Source organism: Pedobacter namyangjuensis (genome assembly GCF_003313325.1).
GTDB classification, from domain to species: Bacteria; Bacteroidota; Bacteroidia; order Sphingobacteriales; family Sphingobacteriaceae; genus Pedobacter; species Pedobacter namyangjuensis.
Window position 1 is genome coordinate 1,293,380 of the sequence record NZ_QMHQ01000001.1, and the last position, 17,487, is coordinate 1,310,866.

17 protein-coding genes are annotated in these 17,487 nt (G+C 36.1%); 6 read left to right on the forward strand and 11 right to left on the reverse strand.

The features are described 5' to 3' along the window. Positions 1 to 34 precede the first annotated feature (34 nt). Genes DUT69_RS05760 through DUT69_RS05775 form a run of 4 tightly spaced genes read right to left on the reverse strand, consistent with a single transcriptional unit; the run spans position 35 to position 2,766 of the window. Positions 35 to 424 (reverse strand): DUF1398 domain-containing protein, encoded by a 390-nt coding sequence (locus DUT69_RS05760; RefSeq protein WP_113652144.1) that lies wholly within the window; start codon positions 422 to 424, stop codon positions 35 to 37. Between the two features lie 53 nt (positions 425 to 477). Further along, complete coding sequence (locus DUT69_RS05765) at positions 478 to 1,128, reverse strand: alpha/beta hydrolase (protein WP_113652145.1); 651 nt, start codon at positions 1,126 to 1,128, stop codon at positions 478 to 480. Positions 1,129 to 1,133: 5 nt separating this feature from the next. After that, positions 1,134 to 2,141 carry a bestrophin family protein gene (locus tag DUT69_RS05770; RefSeq protein ID WP_113652146.1) on the reverse strand — a complete coding sequence of 336 codons (1,008 nt, stop codon included), beginning with the start codon at positions 2,139 to 2,141 and terminating at the stop codon, positions 1,134 to 1,136. A gap of 55 nt (positions 2,142 to 2,196) precedes the next feature. After that, positions 2,197 to 2,766: a DUF4256 domain-containing protein gene (locus DUT69_RS05775; protein WP_113652147.1), complete on the reverse strand. Its 570-nt coding sequence runs from the start codon at positions 2,764 to 2,766 to the stop codon at positions 2,197 to 2,199. A 918-nt stretch (positions 2,767 to 3,684) separates the two neighbouring features. On the opposite strand from DUT69_RS05775, the gene DUT69_RS05785 reads away from it, so the two are divergent. From DUT69_RS05785 to DUT69_RS05810, 6 genes are all read left to right on the forward strand, one after another. Next, a complete protein-coding gene (locus tag DUT69_RS05785) occupies positions 3,685 to 4,257 on the forward strand; it encodes an RNA polymerase sigma-70 factor (protein WP_113652149.1) in 573 nt (190 codons plus the stop codon). A 77-nt stretch (positions 4,258 to 4,334) separates the two neighbouring features. Continuing rightward, positions 4,335 to 5,486: a FecR family protein gene (locus DUT69_RS05790; protein WP_113652150.1), complete on the forward strand. Its 1,152-nt coding sequence runs from the start codon at positions 4,335 to 4,337 to the stop codon at positions 5,484 to 5,486. Between the two features lie 256 nt (positions 5,487 to 5,742). Continuing rightward, positions 5,743 to 8,970 carry a SusC/RagA family TonB-linked outer membrane protein gene (locus tag DUT69_RS05795; RefSeq protein ID WP_162796187.1) on the forward strand — a complete coding sequence of 1,076 codons (3,228 nt, stop codon included), beginning with the start codon at positions 5,743 to 5,745 and terminating at the stop codon, positions 8,968 to 8,970. Positions 8,971 to 8,983: 13 nt separating this feature from the next. Further along, complete coding sequence (locus DUT69_RS05800; protein ID WP_162796188.1) at positions 8,984 to 10,438, forward strand: RagB/SusD family nutrient uptake outer membrane protein; 1,455 nt, start codon at positions 8,984 to 8,986, stop codon at positions 10,436 to 10,438. Between the two features lie 22 nt (positions 10,439 to 10,460). Then, a complete protein-coding gene (locus DUT69_RS05805) occupies positions 10,461 to 11,561 on the forward strand; it encodes a metallophosphoesterase (protein WP_113652153.1) in 1,101 nt (366 codons plus the stop codon). 183 nt (positions 11,562 to 11,744) lie between these two features. Continuing rightward, complete coding sequence (locus tag DUT69_RS05810) at positions 11,745 to 12,446, forward strand: hypothetical protein (protein ID WP_162796189.1); 702 nt, start codon at positions 11,745 to 11,747, stop codon at positions 12,444 to 12,446. A gap of 516 nt (positions 12,447 to 12,962) precedes the next feature. Here DUT69_RS05810 and DUT69_RS05815 read toward each other — a convergent pair. The 7 genes from DUT69_RS05815 to DUT69_RS19530 all read right to left on the reverse strand — a co-directional run bounded on the left by DUT69_RS05815 (position 12,963) and on the right by DUT69_RS19530 (position 17,401). Continuing rightward, positions 12,963 to 13,778 (reverse strand): alpha/beta hydrolase, encoded by an 816-nt coding sequence (locus tag DUT69_RS05815; protein WP_113652155.1) that lies wholly within the window; start codon positions 13,776 to 13,778, stop codon positions 12,963 to 12,965. A gap of 27 nt (positions 13,779 to 13,805) precedes the next feature. After that, the gene (locus DUT69_RS05820) at positions 13,806 to 14,219 is read right to left on the reverse strand and encodes a DUF1801 domain-containing protein (RefSeq protein WP_113652156.1); all 414 of its coding nucleotides are present in this window, start codon (positions 14,217 to 14,219) and stop codon (positions 13,806 to 13,808) included. Between the two features lie 21 nt (positions 14,220 to 14,240). Beyond that, positions 14,241 to 15,005, reverse strand: a complete 765-nt coding sequence (gene map / locus DUT69_RS05825; RefSeq protein ID WP_113652157.1) for a type I methionyl aminopeptidase — start codon at positions 15,003 to 15,005, stop codon at positions 14,241 to 14,243. A gap of 45 nt (positions 15,006 to 15,050) precedes the next feature. Next, on the reverse strand, positions 15,051 to 15,707 hold the full coding sequence (locus tag DUT69_RS05830; RefSeq protein ID WP_113652158.1) for a cupin domain-containing protein: 657 nt from the start codon (positions 15,705 to 15,707) through the stop codon (positions 15,051 to 15,053). 63 nt (positions 15,708 to 15,770) lie between these two features. Continuing rightward, the gene (locus tag DUT69_RS05835; RefSeq protein WP_113652159.1) at positions 15,771 to 16,094 is read right to left on the reverse strand and encodes a cupin domain-containing protein; all 324 of its coding nucleotides are present in this window, start codon (positions 16,092 to 16,094) and stop codon (positions 15,771 to 15,773) included. 3 nt (positions 16,095 to 16,097) lie between these two features. Next, entirely contained in the window at positions 16,098 to 17,063 is a 966-nt protein-coding gene (locus DUT69_RS05840; RefSeq protein ID WP_113652160.1) for a bifunctional helix-turn-helix transcriptional regulator/GNAT family N-acetyltransferase, read from the reverse strand. A 110-nt stretch (positions 17,064 to 17,173) separates the two neighbouring features. Next, positions 17,174 to 17,401: a YARHG domain-containing protein gene (locus tag DUT69_RS19530; RefSeq protein WP_113652161.1), complete on the reverse strand. Its 228-nt coding sequence runs from the start codon at positions 17,399 to 17,401 to the stop codon at positions 17,174 to 17,176. Positions 17,402 to 17,487 lie beyond the last annotated feature (86 nt).

Sequence of the window (17,487 nt, forward strand, 5' to 3'; positions counted from 1 at the left end):
TAGGCCGAAAACATCGCTTCGGCCTATCGGTAAATTAATGCGGTATTTGTTCTTCTAGAATTTCATCGCCGGCAACGTTAAAATAGGTACAAGTAAATTTATCAAGACAAACTGCCCATTTTGCAACACCGTTTTTTGCGCAATCGGCAATAAAAGTCATGTAGTCGGTTTTTCCTTGTTGGTGTGCCTTCAAGTCTGCTTTGAAACCGGCTGCATTATAATCACTTGCAATTTCTATGGTGTTATATTTTGGCGGGGCCGATGTTTTGTAATTGTTTTCGCCATGATAGTCGGTACGGCCATCGCACATAAAAACTTCGTAAAAAGTAACACCTAAAGTTTTAATCTCTTTGATGTAGCTCGGGAATTCGGCTCCAGATTTCACTTTGCTGTGAGCCGTTTTGATTTCTTCAACGGTAAACATTTTATTAATTATTTATTGTTAGTAATGGTAAGTTTTAGCTTACCGGATAGATGTTATATATTTTGTAATTCTTGTTGTATAATTTTATTCAAAACATCAGCTTTATTTAAAGTCATTAAATGACCACCATTTTCTATTATGGAATTTGGTTTTACAAAAGCTAAAGGAAGAATTTTGTCGCTATCGCCATGTATTTGAAAAATATTATCTGCAGGGATTTTATTTTTCCAAGTAGCCACTTTGTCTAACGCCCATTTTAAAAATAGGGGGCCTGTGTCCCTAAGTATTTGTTTTAATAATTTTTTTTCCACTTTGTTTCCTGTTCCAAAAAACCAATTTGTAATAAAATTTGAACTTTTTAATAAATTGGTCGGTAGAAATTTATGTAGACCTAGCATGCCAAAAAACCTAAAATAGAAAGGAATTTCAAATTTGGTTTTAGCTGAGGCAATTAAAATTATTTTTTCGGTTTTAATCTGCTTTGCAACTTCTGAAGCCATGATTCCCCCAAATGATAGGCCGATAATTAAGGGATTTTCAGTTGTTATTTGGGCTAGAATTCTAAAAGTATATTGTTCAATAGTTTCGTTTATTACTGGAACAATCCATTTTATATGTATTACCGAAAAAGCAGAAAAATCAAGTCTTTTAAAAACTCTTTCATCTGCACCTAATCCACTAAATATGTAAAGCGTTTTTTTCAAATTGGCTACAATATAATGTTGTTTTTAGGCAATAGGGCAGGAGGCAAATCGGTTTCACCCAACATTTCTCGCAAATCTATTTCTATTGTTCTGCTCATTTGAGAGATAGGAACATCGTTTGCACTACCTTCGAAAGGGTTTTCTGTACTTTCGCCTACTTGTTCTAGCGAGGTAAATACCCAAGAAATTAACACACTAAAAGGAATAACAAGCCAAATCATCTGGCCAGCAAAAATGCCGGTAATGCCATCATTCAGTTTATCAAATTCTTTCAACATCCCGAAAGGTAACAGCAAGCAAAATAATTTTATAAAAAATGCATTGATAGATGCAAACTGCCTCGGGTAAGGAAAGTTTTTAATTCTCTCGCTTTTTCCTTGCTGATCGTAAAAATCTTTTAGCATCCTTTGTATTTCTACAAACTGATAACTGTCTATTTCTTTTCTGTCGAATACTTCTTTAGCTGTCTTACTTTGTAAACTTAGTAATTGGGCAGCTTTATTTTTTGTGCTTAAAATATAAGTTAGTTCGGTTGGCGATAAGTATTTTGCAAGCTCTGTTTCTAACGGTGTCTCCTTTTCGGGGATGGAATAATAAGCTTGATATTGGGCGTTGTAAGATTTGTTTACGGTTTCCCACGTTCTGCTGTCTCTCATCGCGTAGCGTAATGCCGTTAGCCAAGCAAAATGCCGATAGATTAACTCTTTTGCTTTTTCCTTGTCGTTTATAAAATCTCGAGTTGTAGCTCCCCAGGCTCTACTGCTATTTAAAATGGCTCCCCAAATTTGTCTCGCTTCCCAAGTTCTGTTGTATGTTTGGGTGTTTTTAAAACCTACGATAAAAGCGGTAGCAGTGCCTAACAATGCTACAACAGACCACGGAATTGCGATAAATTTAAAACCAAAAACCTGATATAATATTGGCGGAATTAAACCAATAACAAAGGTTGCATAAATATTCCTTTTTGTCCAGATAAGAAATTCTGATAGTTTGTAAGATTTGCCAGCGTGCATGTATTTATTTTACGTTTGTTTACATTGATTTTTAAGGGATGATTTGTTTTTGATACTAAACCCTTAATAACCCTCTAAACGCTCTGGCTGCGTAATAACTTTGTGCGCCATTGTGATAAATAAAAACGTTGTTATAGCGTTTGTCGCCAAAAATTGCACCGCCTAATGCTCTAATGTTTTGCGGGGTTTTTAGCCAGCTAGAAGTTTTTAAATCAAAATCTCCTAAGCTTTGTAGTTTACGGTAATCTTCTTCGGTTAAAATTTCAATTCCCATTTCTGTAGCCATATCAACAGCATTGTTTTCAGGAATATGTTCTTTTCTAGAATATTGCCCTTCATGGTCGTAAGCTGTACTTCTTCTCCCTTTCGGACTCTCGGCTGCACAATCAACAAAAATATATTCGCCAGTTTCTTCGTCAAAATCAATAACATCTGGTTCGCCACCAGTAAGCTCCATTTCGTTTAACGACCAAAGTTTAGTTTTGCTTTTGTTCAATTTTTCAATTACAGCGTTAAACTGTATTCCTTTGTGGCGATGTTCATTTTTCTCGAAACGCGTTTTTAATACTGTAATCAGCTCATCACTTTGTGCGGATGACAATTCTTTGTTATTAACTGTTGACATGATTTGCGCTATTTATTTTCAAATTGCTAAATTTTAGAACGACAAAATTGAGAAAATAAATGTAATTATTTTCTAGAGATCGATGTAGCAAACTAAAAAAAGTCATAATGCCATCGTTAATATAAAATGCACTAAAACTGCGATGGATGATAGTTCAAAAATACGAGCCTTGTTGTAAACGTAAAAACAAAACACGTTTACGCATAGAATGATAAAAGAAGAAAATATAAATAAAAAGTGGACTAACCCGTTTGGTCTAACTATTTTATAATAAACATCTATTAGAAGGTTTTTTTTATTGAAGCCCATGTAAATTATCTTACTGTTACTTTGCAAATCATCCTTAGCCTTTTTGTCAATATAGCAAACAACTTGATTTACATTCATTTCAATATCGTTCTTAAATATGTTCAGAGTTCCGTTGCCTGGATTGTGAAATGTACAGGGAAACTCGTTTAATTTAAACTCGAAGTAAGGGTTTCGATTTCTTGATTTTTAATTTCTTTCAGCGTTCCGCGTATCTCAATTAGATTTTTATGGGTAGAAATTATATTGACAGGAATGTATAGAACCGCAACAAATGAAAATAACAATATCAATATTTTAAAATTCATGCTTACGTTATGTATCATATTATTAAAATTATTACGCAAAATATTTAAAAATCCGCTTCCACACCAGAAGTTTTTCGATTAGGCTACATTTGAGGTATTATTAGTCCGTAATTAGCCTGTTTAAGTGTTTCCTGAAAAATAAATCTATTAGATTATAGAACCAGGTAGCAAAGTTTGGCAAGGATTTGTTCTGGTAAATTCTATAAATCGAATTGAATTATAAGCGTATAAATCATTTCTATAATCCCTAAAATTTGGTTAACATTGGTTCAGTTTACCAACATACAATTTTTGGCCAAACAATATGCCAATTTATACAACAACGTCTGATTTTGAGCTCCTAGACTTTATGCGCTCTGGAGACCATGGTGCTTTTGAAGAATTGTACGATAGGTATAAAGTTGCGCTTTATCTTCATGCTAAACGAATGTTGCAGGATGAAGACGAAACAAAAGATGTAATTCAGGAAGTTTTTACTACACTTTGGCATAAAAAAGATGAGTTATTTATTTCTTCATCAGTGAAATCTTACTTGTATAGCGCAGTGCGAAACAAGGTGCTTAATATTCTCGCACATCAAAAATTTGAGGTGAAATATCTAAATTCTTTACAGCAGGTGATAAACCTAGGCGAAATGAGTTTAGAGGAAAGCTTAATGGAAAGAGAACTTATTAATATTATAGAAAGGGAAGTTGATTTATTGCCGGCCAAAATGCGAGAGGTTTTTGTGATGAGTAGAAGAGATCACCTATCTCATAAAGAAATTGCCGATAAATTAAATATTTCTGATAAAACGGTTAAAAAACAAATCGGCAACGCAATTAAAATTTTACGCCCCAAAATCAATGTTTTTATTACCATGTTTTTTCCGTTATAATTTTTTTTCTTTACTCTACTACCAAGGCTAATGTTAATTGTCTTAGCCTTACAAAACACAATTTAGTTTTGTAAGCTATGCAAAAAATAGACGCAAAATCACTTTTAGAAAAGTATAAGTTAGGCTCATTAACTCCGGAGGAGAAGAATCTTTTAAAGGTTTGGTATGCAAAAACGGCTAAAGATAATGCCTTGATTATTGACGAGTTTGAATTGGAAAAAAATTTAGACGAAGCTTGGTCGAATATTGCTAAAGCAACCCAACCTAAAAAATACAATCGATTCACAATTTGGGCTCGTCTATCTGCCGCAGCGATATTCGTTTTGGTAGCAGGTATCTGGTTTTACTTATATCAAGCAAAATCTGCTGTTGGTAAATCTGTACAAACACAACAACAAATAGCGGTTATAAAGCCAGGTGGCTACAGAGCTACGCTAACTTTAGCCAACGGCAATGTTATTACGTTAGACGACGCAAATGATGGGAAGTTGGCCGATCAAAATGGAATCGTGGTAACAAAAACTAAAGATGGCCAATTAATTTATAGTGTAAGCAACCGCCAAAACGTAAAACCAACGTTTAATACTATTTCTACACCAAAAGGCGGGCAATATCAAATTCATTTGCCAGATGGTAGTAAAGTTTGGTTAAATGCAGCGTCATCATTAAAATATCCCACCTTTTTTAGCGGTAGCCAACGTAAGGTTAACTTAACAGGGGAGGCGTATTTCGAGGTCTCGAAAGCTAATTCAGCAAATGGTAAAAACATGCCATTTGTTGTAGCAAGCCAAAATCAAGAAGTAACCGTATTAGGTACTCACTTTAATGTGAATTGCTATACTGACGAGGACGCCAGCAAAACAACGCTGTTGGAAGGCGCAGTTAATGTAACGAGTTTTAAGAAAGACAATATTAAAACCGTAAGCCTAAAGCCGGGGCAGCAAAGCGAAGTAAATTTATACGGATTAAAAGTCGCAAACGTGAATGCCGAAGAAGCTATAGCTTGGAAAAACGGAGTTTTCTTGTTTAAAGATGCCGATTTAAAAACTGTGATGAGGCAAATTAGCAGGTGGTACGATGTTGATGTAGCATACGAAGGCAAATTACCTAACAACGATTTCTCTGGAGAAATAAGCCGTAACCTAAACCTTAATCAAGTTTTCGAAATCCTGAGCTTTTATAAAGTACACTTTCGTGTAGAAGGGAAACAAATAATAGTTAGTCAATAATCTAAATAAACCAAAAACAACCAAAAACAAACAAATTATGAAGAACGCCTTTAAGACTTAGGTTATTGGGCAAAAAAAATCCGCAGAAGTGTTGGCGCACAACTGCGGAAAAGCCGAATTAATCCTTTCCAGAAACTGGATAAAACAATTTTGAGAACTATTTAAGTATTAACCCAAACATTACAAAAGTATGCATTTTAATACGATTACTAAAGCTGTGCGAAAAACATGGCTACCGCTTAAATTATTAAAAATCATGAAGTTAACATCGCTTCTAGTGTTTTTGGCTATTTTGAAGGCTTCAGCTAGCTTCAGCCAAATTAACTTAAAGGAAAACAACGCTCCTTTAGAAAAAGTTTTGTCAAGTTTAAAAAAGCAAACCGGATATACTTTTTTTTACGATACAAAAGACGTGCGTACAGCGAAAATTACTATCAACCTTAAAAACGCAACATTAGAAACAGCATTAGATGAGTTTGCCAAACAGTTGCCCTTAGATTTTAAAATTGTTGGAAACACGGTGCTGCTAAAGCGCAAAGAAAAAGAAGCGTCATTAAACAGTACGCTAAAAGTTACCGCTATTGTTAAAGGTCGGGTTTTAGACGATAAAGGTTTGCCAATACCTGGCGTAAACGTTACATTGTCTGGCGCAAATTATAACCAAAACAAAGCCTCTGGCGATAATGGTGATTACAGTTTTAGTGTGCCAACAGCAGGTACTTATACGCTTACAGCTAGTTACATCGGCTTCGATAAATTTAGCCAAACGATAACAGTGGGCAATAGCGAAATTGTTAGAAATATTACGCTTAACGCATCAACACAAAACTTAGACGAAGTTATGGTTGTTGCCTATGGCAAACAAACCAAGGCATCGTTTACAGGGTCCGCTAAAGAATTAAAAGGAGCCATAATTAATGGCGCACCAAGAGCAAGTTTACAAGAAAGTTTGCAAGGTAATGTTGCAGGTGTGGTGTCTAGTAATGGTTCTGGTCAGCCAGGTGCATTGCCAAACGTACGTATTCGTGGTATTGGTTCTGTAAGTGCTGGCAGTGGCCCTTTATATGTTGTAGATGGTATTCCAATTGATGCCGGCCAAGTTTCTGGTTTAAACAGTTACGATGTAGAAAGTGTAACTGTTTTAAAGGATGCTTCTGCAGCGTCAATTTATGGCTCTAGAGCTGCTAATGGCGTAATTCTGGTAACTACTAAAAGCGGCAAAGCTGGCAACACAGTGGTTTCGGCTTCTGTACAATCTGGTGTAAATAATATTATACAAGTAAAAGGAAGCAAGCTTTTAAATACTGCCGAAATGGTGGAACTTTTGAAAGAAGGTTGGGTAAATAAAGGTAACGACCCAAACACTTTTGCAGCCGAAATGACCTTGCAGAATGTAAACCAAAATGTTAATACAGATTGGTTCGATTTGCTAACTCGTACTGGTAACCACACCCAAGCAGATCTTTCTATTAGTGGTGGTAACGAAAAAACAAAATTCTACGTTTCTGGCAGTCATTACATTGCCAAGGCTCCAGTTTTAGGTAGTGATTTTACTAGAAGTACAGCTAATGTTAGGTTAAGCAATCAAGTAACTGATAAATTATCAATCTCTGGGGGTTTACAAGTAAATAACCGTAACAACCATACGCAAGCAGACGGAAGTACCTTCGGTAATCCAATAAGAATGTATGCTTTAACACAGCCGTTTTTAAAAGCATATAATGATGATGGTACTTACGATTTTAGTTATTTTAACCGTTATAATCCTATTGCGCAGGTTAAAGAAAGCTATACCACTAGAAAAGCTTATGCTTTAATCGGTAATTTCTTAGCCAAATACGAAATCGTAAAAGATTTAACTATCGAAAATCAATCGAACATTAACTTTTTGTATGGCGAAGATTTTGAGTATAATAAATCTGGTGTTGGTACTTCTCGTACAGATGGTGGTAGAGCTACCTCAAGTACAGATCGTACTACTAATTGGGTAAACACTTCTATTTTGCGTTACAACAAAACTTTTGGAGATATTGGTTTAAAAACTTACGTTGGTTACGAGGCACAAAAAGTTACAGAAACAGGCAACTTTGTACAAAGACGTAATTTCTTGCCAAACACTTACACTTTAGATAATGCTTCAATTTTAATGGATGGCGGACAAGATGCTACTGCTAATTCGCTGAACTCTGTTTTTGCGAATGCATCGGCAGATTATCAATCTAAATACTATTTAAGTGCATCGTTTCGTAGAGACGGTTCATCAAGATTTGGTTCTGATAGACGTTACGGTAACTTCTGGTCATTAGGCGCTTCTTGGAATGTTATCAAAGAAGACTTTATGAGCGATCAAAAGATTTTCTCTGATTTGCGTTTGCGTACAAGTTATGGTGTAAACGGAAATCAAGACATTAGTAATTTCGCTTCAAGAGCGTTGTACACAGCTACAGCTTATGATAATTCTCCGGGTTTAATTTTCTCTAACTATGGTAACAACCTTTTAACATGGGAAAAAAATAAACCATTTAACATCGGTTTAGATTTTGGTGTACTTAAAAACAGATTAACAGGAACCTTCGAATATTATTCGAGAGAAAGTTCTGGCTTGTTGCTAAGCAGACCAATCTCTGCAACTAATGGCCTAACAAGTTATTTAGACAATGTTGGTGCTATAAAAAATAGTGGTTTAGAGCTAGAATTAAACAGTATCAATATTCAGCCAAAAGGCGATGGTTTAGAGTGGAGAACTAGTTTTAACATCTCTACCATGAAAAACAAAATTACCGAGTTAACTAGTCCAATTATTACTGGTGGTTACAACCGATTTGTAGGCGGAGATTTTTATCAAATCTATTACCCAGGTTATGCAGGAGTAAATCCAGATAACGGCGAAGCTTTGTGGTATGTTGATGAAACTAAAACTCAAACAACAAACGTTTATGGCTCGGCAAAGCAATTTAACCAAGGTAGTGCCTTGCCAGATTTCTTTGGGGGTTTGACCAATACTTTTAGCTACAAAGGCTTCTCATTAAGCTTCCAACTTTACTTTACCGTAGGAAACAAAATTTACGATAATTACGGTGCAAGTGGTGCATCTGACGGTTCGCAAGGTTTTGCACCAACAGCTAAAATGACCCGTTATACTTACGAAAATAGATGGCAGAAACCTGGTGATGTTACCTTACAACCTAAAATTGTTTACTTGGGTACACAATCGGGCGCTTCAAGTCAGCAGTCAACCAGATTTTTATACGATGGAGACTATGTTCGTTTAAGAGAGGTAACCTTGGCTTATCAATTGCCAAACAAATGGTTAAAGTCTACTAAAATATCGAGTGCTAGTTTGTATTTCAGAGCAAACAACTTATTCACCTATATCAAAGATGATAGGGTGACTTTCGATCCAGAAGTTGGCATAGATGGGTTTGCCGATAAAAACATACCGGTTTACAGAACAGCTTTGTTAGGGTTAGATGTTAAATTTTAAGCTAAATAATCACATGAAAAAATTATATAAAATAGTTTGTGCATCAATGATTGCTTTATCATTAAGCGCATGTAGCAAAGATTTTCTGGAAATTAATCCAGAACAGCAAATGGCGGTAGATGTAGTGGTAATAGATTTGCCTACCACAAAAGCAGCGGTAATGGGAACTTACACTATGTTGCAAAGCGCCGCATATTACGGACGTAGCATTGTTGTTTTGCCAGATTTAATGGCAGATAATATGTATATCAGTCGTAAAAACTCTAATAGGTACACCAGTTACGATTTGTACACCACTAACACCAATGATGGTACGGCTTCTGGTTCGTGGAATATTATGTATCGCACCATTGTAAATGCAAATATTATTATTGCCAAAGGCGAAAAACTAACTGTTGCAACGAGCGAGCAAGCTGAAGTTAACCATTTAGTGGGCGAAGCTTATGCTTTAAGAGCCTTGGCGCATTTTGATTTGTTAAGATTATATGCTTTGCCTTATAACGCAACTGCTGGTGCAACACATTTAGGTGTTCCGGTACTAATAAAAAGCGGCACCAGTAAGGAAGATATCATCAATCCTAAAAGAAATACGGTTAAAGAAGGCTATACTCAAATTGTTGATGATTTGAAAAAAGCGATTGCTTTAATGCCTACAACACCAGTTGGATTTAGCGCTTCAAACAAAGGGCATATTAGCCACTATGCTGCAAAAGCATTATTGGCCAGGGTTTATTTATATATGGAAGATTATCCAAATGCAGAATTAATGGCAAATGATGTAATTACTGCTAATAAATTTACCTTGTTAACTAATGCCAATTTGGTGAGCGGTTCAACCAATTTTAGAACGCAAAATAATGCTGAAGCAATTTTCGAAGTAGTTTACAACAGTACCAGCAATTTAGGTACCGATCGCTTGGCAGCTTTTCTTTTTCAAGGCTCTAGTTATGGCGATGGTTTAGCAACTGATGATTTGTATAATGCTTATACTGCTACAGATGTTCGTCGTGGTTTTATGACAAAAAGCAGTCGAAGCGGTGGAGAGAACCCCGCAAACTTGATTACAAAGTATAATAACATTACTACATTTGAAGAAGGTGTGAAGGTCATTCGTTTATCGGAGGTTTATTTGATACGTGCCGAAGCTAGAGCAAAACAAACCGGTAAAGATGCATTAGCAGCGGCCGATTTAGATGTAATCGCTAAGCGTGCCGATGCTTCTAAACCAACTACAACCGCTACAGGTGCTGCATTGCAAACCTTAATCTTAGAAGAAAACCGCAAAGAGTTTGCTTTTGAAGGCCACCGTTTGTTTGATCTTACGCGTAACAAATTGGCATTTACAAAACATCGTACCGGAGGTTTAACAATTGCCATTCCAGCAAATTCTAATAAAACAGTGTTGCCAATTCCTTTAGCAGAAATGAATGCTAACCCCAATATGCAACAAAATGAAGCTTATAAATAGTACCTTCATTAAAAAAGAATAAATGAAAGCAATAATAGTTGCAATTTTATTACTAGTGCCAAGTTTTGTTGGCGCTAGTAATGTTGTAGAAAATCAAAATGATGGCCCATATATCAGCTACAAAAACGACAAAATTATAGTTAGAACTATTGTAGAAAAGGGTGGAAAGCAAGAAGCTGTTGTGAGGGAATTTGAGTTGGCAGAGATGCAAAATTTGCCTGTTGAAGTAAAATTCTCTAATCATCCGGAGTGGAATTTTTCTGTGAAGTTGCAAAAGACTATAAAAAACGAACCTGTTTCTTTTAAACAACCTGATAAACTAATTGCAATTTCTGATATTGAGGGCGAATTTGAAGCGTTAAGAAAATTGCTGCTGGCTAACAAGGTGATAGATGAGCAGTATAACTGGATATTTGGCAAAGGTCATTTGGTTATTTGTGGCGATTTGTTTGACAGAGGAAGCCAAGTAGCAGAAACCATATGGCTACTTTACAAATTAGAGCAAGACGCAAAGGCTAAAGGCGGTTATTTGCATACTATTTTAGGCAACCATGATATTATGAACTTAAGTGGCGATTTGAGGTACTTGGAAAAAAAGTACTTGGAAAATGCTAAATTAATGGGCATAGATTATATGGAGTTATACAGCGTTGATACGGAACTTGGACGTTGGTTAAGAAGCAAAAATCTTGTCGAAAAAATAGGGGATAACCTTTGTTTACACGCTGGCGTAGCGCCAGAAATAAACAAACTACAACTAAGCCTGAAACAAATTAACGATGGTAGTAGACCTTTTTATGATAAAGCAAAAAACAAGAGTCAAATAACCGACGAGAAAATTTATAAGCTATTTGATGGTACTAAATCTTCTGTTTTTTGGTACCGAGGCTATTTTGCTGAGCCGAAAGCTACCGAAGCTGAGGTAAACGAAACGCTAGCAATTTATAAAGTAAAACGGATTATAGTTGGGCATACCATTACTGCTACTAATGTTGGCTTTTACTACAACGGCAAAGTTTTAGGTATAGATGTTAACCAACATAAGGGCAAACACGAAGGTGCATTGTTTGAAAGTGGTAAATGGTATAAGATAGGTATAGACGGAACTAAAAAGCTGTTGTAGCTTAGTCTTTTCGCTAGCTATTTCTTCTAGACCTCGCAGGTTTTTAAAACCTACGAGGTCTTACTTTTACAGCACAAGATGTTACTGCGTGGTTTTTCGGTAACGAATTTGATGTTAACTCCTAAAAGATACAATCCTTGCTAAAGATTTCGTTAATTGTATAATTACCCAATTACTCATTTTATGATGAAAAACAGCTTTCTTTTATTTACGTTTTTATTGTCTTCTTTTGCGCTTAATGCTCAGATAGTTAAGTTGTCATCCGCGAATGAAGATAAAAACCAGCATCTCGTTATTCAAAAGGATGCAAAGCGTGCATTGTTAGATTTAAAAGGGACCTTACAAAATAAGGTGCAGGTTACTTCTGGAAGCAATGCAAATAGCGCTACGCATGTTGATTACGACCTAAGCGGTAGGGTACGGGAACTATATGGCATGCGGGTAGATTATGACCTGAGCGGAAGGGTTAGGCAAATTGGCGATACTCGAGTAGATTACGATTTGAACGACCGCGTTAGGCAGGTTGGAGACCAGCGGGTAGACTATGATTTGAGCGGTAGGGTTAGGCAGATTGGTGATAAAAGAGTTGACTACGATTTAAACCATCGGGTTAGGCAAATTGGTGATGTAAGGGTAGATTACGACTTGAATGGGAGGGTTCGTCAATTTGGCGACCTGCGGGTGGATTATGATCTCAATAACCGAATCCGTCAAATCGGTGATGACAGGGTGGATTACGACCTAAATGGACGAGTAAGGCAGATAGGAGATTTACGCGTAGACTACAACCTAAACGGCCAGATTAGACAGCTAAGTGGAACAGCGGATCGTCTTTTGATCCTCTATAACACCATAGAAAAATTTAACAGCAAAAAGGCGAATTGATATACGTTGCATTACCATATTTTTTTATCGCTAGACCTCGCAGGTTTTTAAAACCTACGAGGTCTTATTATTTGTAGCCCAGATTGGTTCAAACGCTAAGCTCTACATAAAAAGATTAGGTAGTTGGTAACCGCTACATTAATAAAAGTCGGATAGGGTTTGCCTAATCGGCAAGTATAACAACCACTTAACAGCTACCACGTAAGCAGGGGACAGGTATTGGACTGCTTCGATAAAACCGCAAAAAACCTGCTACAGCATACCTGTAAAAAACGGTTTTTATAGGATTTCATCCTACAAATGCGCTAAAAACAAGCATTTTGAATAATTAGGAAGCGCAAATTTGCCTGCTCATTTAAGCAATCCATTTTTGAAATATGCAGAGATCTCTCGTCGTTAAACTCGCTCGAGTTGAAGGCACAAAGAATCGTACTTGCGAAATGAGGTATTATTGATAAATATGACAGTCGAGAACATCAACCCTGAATGGATTTCAATACAAACCTGTTATTGATATTAATCGTTGCCAAAAGTCCAAATTAACGCTCTTTTTTTACTTGCTCTAAATATGGTGTCGTGTTTTGTATTACGGTAATGATGGTAAGCCCATTTTAGGTTAGAGATTTTGGTCGAGTTTAATATTTTAGAGAGCTTTTTAGTAAAGGTGTAAATCTCTTTAGTGTTAGAGCTAGCAAACCAAAAACGTTTATTTTCTGTCGGGAATTTAGCCATGACAGAATTACCCGTTTTTACCAATTGGTGATCGTTCCACCATAAAGACGGATCGAAAGCAATGTAATTATCAAACATGCTGGGATCTGTAAGTAAAGTTTCTACAATGAATAATCCTGCTAGAGATTCTCCGATAATCGATTTATCTTCGCTAACGCGATATTTCTGTTCAACCGCCGGGAAAAGCTCTTCTTTAATAAACGCCCTAAATTTTGCCGAACCACCAACAATAGGCGCAATCTTTTTATCTTCCTCCACAGCTGTGTAACCTGTTAAATCTCTTCGGCGTTGGGTATTTTCTATGCCAACCAGCATAATAGGTGGTATCACTTTTTTACTTACTAATTCTGATAACGTATTGGCAAGGTGCGGGAAATCTTCTTTAACACCACCATCTAACATGTACAAAACCGGTAGTTTTATACTGCCGTTACTATATTCAGCTGGTTTCCAAACGTTAATAACTCTTGTTTCAGCCAAATTTGTTGAAGCAAGGGTAAAAGTTTCATGAACGGGTATAGTATCTTCTTGTTGTACTGCTTTTATATTGGTTGTACTAAATATCAGCAAAGAAAATAAAAATAGAAAAGTGGATTTCATTTAAATAAGGATGGAATAGTTTGCGGTTTATTTCTCTTTCAATGCAACATTTATTAAATCGGCTAGAACTTTCAAATCCACGTCGTTAAGTTTATTAATATAAAGGCAACCAACGCCCGTTTTATGTTTGCCGAGCGACTTTAATTGCGCTTCGTGCTTTTGCAACGTTAGCACCAGATGTAAAGAAAAATCCGCTTTGCGAGGAGAGAAACCAATTTTAAACCAGTCTACTTCGCGACCACTAGCCGGGCTTTTGTAGCGTTTGTTGCCAAAGCCAATCATTTTAGCACCCCACATTTTCGGTTGTTCTCCACTTGCATTTTGCATCAATTCTATAATTGTTCGAATGTCATCACGTTTTTGCTCATTATCAAAACTATCTATAAAAGCGTCTACGCTTAAATCGTTTTCTTTGGTTTTAATCTCTGCTACTTTCGCCATGGTAAAAAGCTGTAACTTATTTTAAATTAATACGTCGTTCATTTCCGTTAAAATAATTGGATTTCCATCCGTTACGACTATGGTGTGCTCATGTTGTGCCATATAGCCACCTTTATTGCCAACCATTGTCCAACCATCATTAAGTTCTATGGCATAAGTAGAGTTTGTAGATATGAAAGTTTCTATGGCTACAACCGAATTTTTCTTAAAACGTCGCGAATCGTATTTGTTTTGGTAATTAAAAAGTTCATCCGGTTGTTCATGCAAACTCCGTCCGATGCCGTGCCCTGCAAGATTCTTAATCACGGTAAAACCTCTTTTCTTAGCTTCGGTTTCCATCAAAAAACCAATGTCTGCTATTTTAACACCACCTTTTATGTTGCTAATTGCTTTTCTCAAAATTTCTTTAGAGGCATCTACTAATTTTTGGTGTTGGTTAACATCTTCGCCTAGTATAAACGAGCCACCATTATCGGCCCAAAAGCCATTAAGCTCTGCCGAAACATCAATATTTATTAAATCGCCGGTTTTTAAAATTCTTTTTTCTGATGGAATGCCGTGGCAAAATTCGTTATCGACACTTATGCAAGCACATCCCGGAAACCCGTAAGTTAAAAATGGAGCCGATTGAGCGCCAAAAGCAGAAAGTATTTTAGCACCAAAGTTATCCAATTCCTTAGTGCTCATTCCCGGTTCGGCATATTTTATCATTTCTTTTAGCGTAACTGCAACAGCTTCGCTTGCTTTCTGCATTCCCTTTAATTCTGCTTCTGAAGTAATAGACATATAATTTTTAATTGTTTAGGAACTTAGCAAAAGTGCCATAATTTTTTAAGATAAGCCGTATTTTTCAATTATTGCTTGGCTCTTTTCTGGATAATAGGTCAGTCCGAATTTTTTGTCGAGTTCGGCAACTCGTTTAGCAATTGCCGGGTCTTCGAAAGAGATTTTTCGTTCAATTACTTCTGGAATGATTTTATAGTACAGTTCTTCTAGATAATCTTCAAAATTTTGATTAAAATACATGTCTATAAGGCGTAGATTCTCGTTTTCTGCGTTCCAAATTACATGTACAATTCCTCTTGGTCTTAAATGCCAACTACCAGCTGTTACTTTTACAACCTCGTCGCCCATTAAAACCGATGCCGTTCCTTCTAAAACATACATCAACTCATCTAAATTGTTGTGTTTATGTGGTGCACCGGCGATTTTTTTAGCACCTAACACCGCTTCTACGCAAGAGAACTGCTTATTAGTTTGGGCGCTACGGATTAAGGTTCTCATATTGCTACCAAGCGGACCAACAGCTAGCTCATCTTTTGGCGGAATTAAAAATGGTAATGGAGCATTTACATTTGTTGAGGCGGATTGGTTGTTGTCATCGCTTTGCGCATTATTGCAAGAAAACATTGGCAAAAAACACAGTGCAGAAGAGAAGAGGCCAATCTGTTGAATGGCCTCACGTCTGGATGTTGTTTTGGCTTTCATAAAATCATCGTTAATTGACACCTCAATTTACTAAAAGATTTTATTATTAAAGCCAAGCGGGTTTTACAAATAATCTTGTCTTATCGGACTGAAAACATCTACAACTTCGCCCGCTTCAATAATTTCAATCGAATGTTCTATGTTGGCCGGAATAGAATAACTATCGCCAGTTGTTAATACATATTCATTTCCCTCAAATTTCAAATTGTATTTACCAGAAATAACGTATCCGCTTTGCTCATTTGGGTGTTTATGAAACGGAACATTATCTGTTGTTTTGTAGAGCATTTTAGTAACCATAGTATCGTTACCTATGGAAAGAACTACAAAATCTACTCCTAGAAATTGTCTAAAAACGGCATTTTCTTTTTTAACAATATTTTTCATTTTCTATTTAACATTTAGATTTAATTCCATTTGAATATTTGCTCGTTTGTATGGCGTTGGGCGTCCGCTTATTTTCTGAAATCCTAGTTTATAATATAAGTTAATTGCAGGTTTCAAAATAGTGTTGCTTTCTAGGTAAATTTTCGAAGCTCCTAAATCTTTAGCTGTGTTTATTATCGCTTGACCCAATAACCAACCAATATTTTTGCCTTGTGCTTTTGGCGAAACCGCCATTTTAGCCATTTCATAATCATAATCTGGGTCGTCCATTTTTATTAGAGCGCAAACTCCCAACGGTTCGCCTTTATAAAGCGCTACAAGTATTTTTCCGCCTCTGCTTATAATATATTCTTCAGGATTGTCCAGCGCTTTATAATCGGATTCTTCCATTTCGAAATAGTTTGAAATCCATTCCTCATTAAGCGATTTAAAAGCTGATTGATATTTCGTATCATAATGCACAATCTCTACAGCTTTGCTTTCTCTAAGCTTTTTTTGTTCTTGCACCCGCTTAAATAGTGACTTTTGTTCCAACAAAAATTCCCATTCTGCAATAGCTTCCCATAAATTGTGCGTGGCTTCGTTGATCATGTTTTCTACAGAAATTTCTATATCTGGCCACTGCTCTTTTATAATTTTATCCGCAAGCGCAATACCTTTTTCTGTAAGTCCGACAACATTTCTCCGCTTATCATCAGATTTAATTTTATCTAAAACCAAACCCGCTTTAGCCATTTCTTTGATAATATTTGTTACGGATGGTTGAGAATGACCAATTTCGTTAGCGATCTCTGTAATAGTTTTGGCTTCATTTTCTGAAAGGACAAAGAATACTGGAAACCACTTGGGCGAAAAATCTGCTATATCATACAGCTCGTAAATTTTTGTAGCATCTTCGGTTACTTTTGCTGTTAATAAGCGTAATCGGCTTCCAATCGCCATTTTACCTGTTCGTTCGAATAAATTCATAATTAATTACATAATTGATTATGCAAATATACACGTAAAATTTGTTTCTGCAAGTTTTGCTAGGATATTGATAAGTAAACTGATGCTGGTAATGCTAGCCTTTTAAAATTTTATTGCCTTTTTTCTACCCATTTCTTTTCATTTTCAGTTAATATTTCTACGTTGGGTTCGTAATTTGGATTTGTGATATAACATTCCATTTGTTTATAATAACTATTTAAGTTTTCGTCTTCAAACACATTTCCACGTCTGGCAAAAGGTAAATTTTTTAAAATTTTACGTTCTAAATCGTTTGCTGGTTTATTTATTTTATCCTCCTGGAAATAAGAAAAGGCAATATATTGTTGATTTTAGCTTTAAACCATGTATTGTTAGATGCAAGGGTAGTATAAGAGGTAATTTACGGAATTTAAGTATGATTTTA

Excerpts from the sequence above, each read along its gene's own strand:
- DUT69_RS05760 (WP_113652144.1), bottom strand. The coding sequence starts at position 424 with ATGTTTACCGTTGAAGAAATCAAAACGGCTCACAGCAAAGTGAAATCT.
- DUT69_RS05770 (WP_113652146.1), bottom strand. The coding sequence starts at position 2,141 with ATGCACGCTGGCAAATCTTACAAACTATCAGAATTTCTTATCTGGACA.
- DUT69_RS05775 (WP_113652147.1), bottom strand. The coding sequence starts at position 2,766 with ATGTCAACAGTTAATAACAAAGAATTGTCATCCGCACAAAGTGATGAG.
- DUT69_RS05785 (WP_113652149.1), top strand. The coding sequence starts at position 3,685 with ATGCCAATTTATACAACAACGTCTGATTTTGAGCTCCTAGACTTTATG.
- DUT69_RS05790 (WP_113652150.1), top strand. The coding sequence starts at position 4,335 with ATGCAAAAAATAGACGCAAAATCACTTTTAGAAAAGTATAAGTTAGGC.
- DUT69_RS05795 (WP_162796187.1), top strand. The coding sequence starts at position 5,743 with ATGAAGTTAACATCGCTTCTAGTGTTTTTGGCTATTTTGAAGGCTTCA.
- DUT69_RS05800 (WP_162796188.1), top strand. The coding sequence starts at position 8,984 with ATGAAAAAATTATATAAAATAGTTTGTGCATCAATGATTGCTTTATCA.
- DUT69_RS05805 (WP_113652153.1), top strand. The coding sequence starts at position 10,461 with ATGAAAGCAATAATAGTTGCAATTTTATTACTAGTGCCAAGTTTTGTT.
- DUT69_RS05810 (WP_162796189.1), top strand. The coding sequence starts at position 11,745 with ATGATGAAAAACAGCTTTCTTTTATTTACGTTTTTATTGTCTTCTTTT.
- DUT69_RS05815 (WP_113652155.1), bottom strand. The coding sequence starts at position 13,778 with ATGAAATCCACTTTTCTATTTTTATTTTCTTTGCTGATATTTAGTACA.
- DUT69_RS05820 (WP_113652156.1), bottom strand. The coding sequence starts at position 14,219 with ATGGCGAAAGTAGCAGAGATTAAAACCAAAGAAAACGATTTAAGCGTA.
- map (WP_113652157.1), bottom strand. The coding sequence starts at position 15,005 with ATGTCTATTACTTCAGAAGCAGAATTAAAGGGAATGCAGAAAGCAAGC.
- DUT69_RS05830 (WP_113652158.1), bottom strand. The coding sequence starts at position 15,707 with ATGAAAGCCAAAACAACATCCAGACGTGAGGCCATTCAACAGATTGGC.
- DUT69_RS05835 (WP_113652159.1), bottom strand. The coding sequence starts at position 16,094 with ATGAAAAATATTGTTAAAAAAGAAAATGCCGTTTTTAGACAATTTCTA.
- DUT69_RS05840 (WP_113652160.1), bottom strand. The coding sequence starts at position 17,063 with ATGAATTTATTCGAACGAACAGGTAAAATGGCGATTGGAAGCCGATTA.